This is a genomic window from Arthrobacter sp. H41 (genome assembly GCF_000520535.1).
Taxonomy (GTDB): Bacteria; Actinomycetota; Actinomycetes; order Actinomycetales; family Micrococcaceae; genus Arthrobacter_D.
On sequence record NZ_KI914803.1, the window covers coordinates 1 to 2,987 of the forward strand.

At 68.4% G+C, this 2,987-nt stretch carries 3 protein-coding genes; 2 read left to right on the forward strand and 1 reads right to left on the reverse strand.

Going from position 1 to position 2,987, the window contains the following annotated elements; genetic code table 11:
• On the forward strand, nt 1–681 hold a 681-nt coding region (gene pyrD / locus Y705_RS0111025), incomplete at its 5' end, for a dihydroorotate dehydrogenase (quinone) (RefSeq protein ID WP_026532888.1).
• A gap of 85 nt (nt 682–766) precedes the next feature.
• Here the strand turns inward: pyrD and Y705_RS0111030 are convergent.
• Nucleotides 767–1,360, reverse strand: a complete 594-nt coding sequence (locus tag Y705_RS0111030) for a DUF3043 domain-containing protein (RefSeq protein WP_026532889.1) — start codon at nt 1,358–1,360, stop codon at nt 767–769.
• Nucleotides 1,361–1,464: 104 nt separating this feature from the next.
• Between Y705_RS0111030 and Y705_RS0111035 the strand changes: the two genes are divergently transcribed.
• The gene (locus tag Y705_RS0111035) at nt 1,465–2,889 is read left to right on the forward strand and encodes a dipeptidase (protein WP_026532890.1); all 1,425 of its coding nucleotides are present in this window, start codon (nt 1,465–1,467) and stop codon (nt 2,887–2,889) included.
• Nucleotides 2,890–2,987 lie beyond the last annotated feature (98 nt).

The window sequence follows — 2,987 nt, forward strand, 5'->3', positions numbered from 1 at the left end:
CCCCGCCTGGAGGCGGCGCGGGTGCGGCTTCAGCGGCGGTACGGCGCGAACCGGCCCATCGTGGGCGTGAACATCGGCAAGACGAAGAACGTGGACCTCCGCCGCGCGACTGCTGACTATCTGGCCAGCGCACGGGAACTCGCGCCCGCCGCCGACTACCTCGTGGTGAACGTCAGCTCACCGAACACTCCGGGCCTCCGCCTGCTCCAGAACGTAGCCTCGCTCGAGCCGCTGCTCACCGCGGTGCGGAAGGCTGCGGACCACGCCGCCGGCCGCCATGTCCCGCTGCTGGTCAAGATCGCGCCGGACCTGACGGACTCCGATATCGACGACGTCGCCGAGCTGGCGCTGAAGCTCGGCCTCGACGGCATCGTGGCGACCAACACCACCATTACCCGGTCCGGCCTCCGCACGGACGCCGAGGCCGTGATCGCGCTCGGCGTCGGCGGCGTGAGCGGCGCACCGTTGAAGGCCCGCTCGATGGAAGTCCTCAAGAGACTGCGCACCGCGGTGGGCGAGGACCTTGCCATCGTGTCGGTGGGCGGGGTGGAGGACGCCGACGACGTCGAGGCACGCCTGGCTGCCGGGGCCACCCTGGTGCAGGGGTACACGGCGTTCCTCTACGAGGGCCCGTTCTGGGCCGCCCGCATCAATCGGAGCCTTGCAAAGCGCCTCCGCTGACGGATCCGCCGGGGCGCTGACCCTTTCCCTGGCGCACTGAACCTTGGGCGCTGACCCTTGGGGCACTGACCCTGTCGAATCGTTCTCAGGCGGGGTAGTCGCCGCGCTTCACCTGCGGCTTGGGCAGGCGCAGGCGGCGCAATTGGAGCGCACGCGTGATGCCGTACCAGAGATCACCGGACAGCGGACCGCCGAACTTCGCGGTGAGCTTGGCCTTGAGCTTGCGCCGGAGGAGGACGCAGTCGAGGATCACGGCCATGATCAGCACCCAGAAGGCGAAAAGGACCGCGCTCTGCACTGCGAGTGACTGGAAGAAACTGAGGACCACGAAGACCAGCGCCGCGATCATCAGGAATTCCCCGATGTTCCACCGGGCGTCGACGAACTGGCGGATGTAGCGCCGGTTGGGGCCCTTGTCCCGCAGCGGGAGGTAACGCTCGTCGCCGGTGTCCAGGGCCTGGCGCATGCGCGCGCGGTCGTCGCGCGCAGCGGTTTTGCCCTGCTCGCGCGCCGCCTTGCGGTCGTTGGGAACCAGGGGCCGCTTCCGTGCCGCTTCCTGGACGCTCCGCTTGGGCGTGGGTGCTCCCTTGCCCGAAACGCGTGTACTCCCTCCCGCCGCGGGACGGGTACTGTCGATTACTTCCTGCGCCGCTGGGGCGTCTTTCTTTCGTCCAAACACCCTCTCAGGATACCCTCAGCCCCGGCACCGCCATTCCACCGGCGCCGGCTGGGCAAGCTCGGTGGGCGGTGAATCCGGGCTTCGGCGTGTGTAGGGTCGATGCCATGGAATCCTTTGAACAGGCCGCTCCGACGGCCCACCGCACCCATCCGAGCGCCTCGGCACTCAGCGCCCGCGTCGACGCCGATTTCCCCCGGATCGTCGAGCAGCTGACCGCCCTGGTGAAGATTCGGGGCATCGCCTGGGAGGCTTTCGACCCGAGCGAGCTCGACCGCAGCGCCGAAGCCGTCGCGCAGCTCATCCGCGACGCCGGCATCGACGACGTCTCCATCCTTCGTGTGGACAACGACGGCGTCCCCGGCGGTCCTGCCGTCGTCGCCCGCCGTCCCGCAGCGGAAGGCCTGCCGACAGTGCTCCTCTACGCCCACCACGATGTCCAGCCACCGGGGGACCCCGACCTGTGGGAGAGCGAACCGTTCACGGCCGTCGAGCGGAACGGCCGCCTGTACGGAAGGGGTGCGGCCGACGACAAAGCTGGGATCATGGCGCATGTCGGCGCACTGCGGGCGCTCACCGAAGTCCTTGGAACGGACTTCGGTGTGGGCATTACCCTCTTCATCGAGGGCGAGGAGGAAGCCGGATCGCCCACGTTCCGGAAGTTCCTTGAAACCCACCGCGACCTCCTCACCGCCGATGTCATCGTGGTGGCGGATTCAAGCAACTGGAAAGTGGGAGTTCCCGCCCTGACCACGAGCCTGCGCGGTCTGGTGGACGGCACCGTCGAGGTCCAGGTGCTCGACCATGCGGTGCACTCGGGAATGTTCGGAGGTCCGGTACTCGACGCGCCGACCCTGCTGGCGCGGCTGATCTCCACGTTCCACGACGACGCCGGGGATGTCCGCATCCCGGGCCTCGAGGGAAGCGACTCCGCCACCGTGGACTACGACGAGCATGACTACCGCGCCGATGCCTCTGTGCTCGACGGCGTCCGCCTCGCAGGCACGGGATCCATCGCGTCGCGGCTCTGGCACAAGCCGGCTCTGTCCATCATCGGCATGGACATCCCCAGTGTCGCGCTCTCCTCGAACACCCTCCTTCCCCGGGCGAAGGCGAAGTTCAGTCTCCGTCTCGCTCCGGGCCAGGACCCCGAGAAGGCCATGCGTGCGGTACAGGACCATGTGGAGGCCAATGCTCCTTTCGGTGCCCGCGTCCTGTTCACGGCGGGGGAGACGGGCAGCCCGTTCTCGACCGACACGTCCGAGCCCGCCTCGCAGCTTGCCCTCGCCTCACTCGAGGAGGCATGGGGCGTGCCCCCCGTCGAAGCCGGCATGGGAGGCTCCATCCCGTTCATCGCCGACCTGACCGAACTGTTCCCGACGGCCCAGATCCTGATCACGGGGGTGGAGGACCCGGACTCCCGGGCCCACAGCGCCAACGAGTCGCTGCACCTCGACGAGTTCCGCAAGGCGGTCCTCGCCGAGGCGCTCCTGCTGGCCCGCATCAACGACGGCGGTCTGCGCCGGAGGTGATCAGGCAGATGTAGCTTGCCGTGCATGGTTCCCCGTGCGTCCTACGTCGCAGGACGTGAGTGGCAGGAAATGAAATGGCCCCTCTCCGCGTTGTAGGA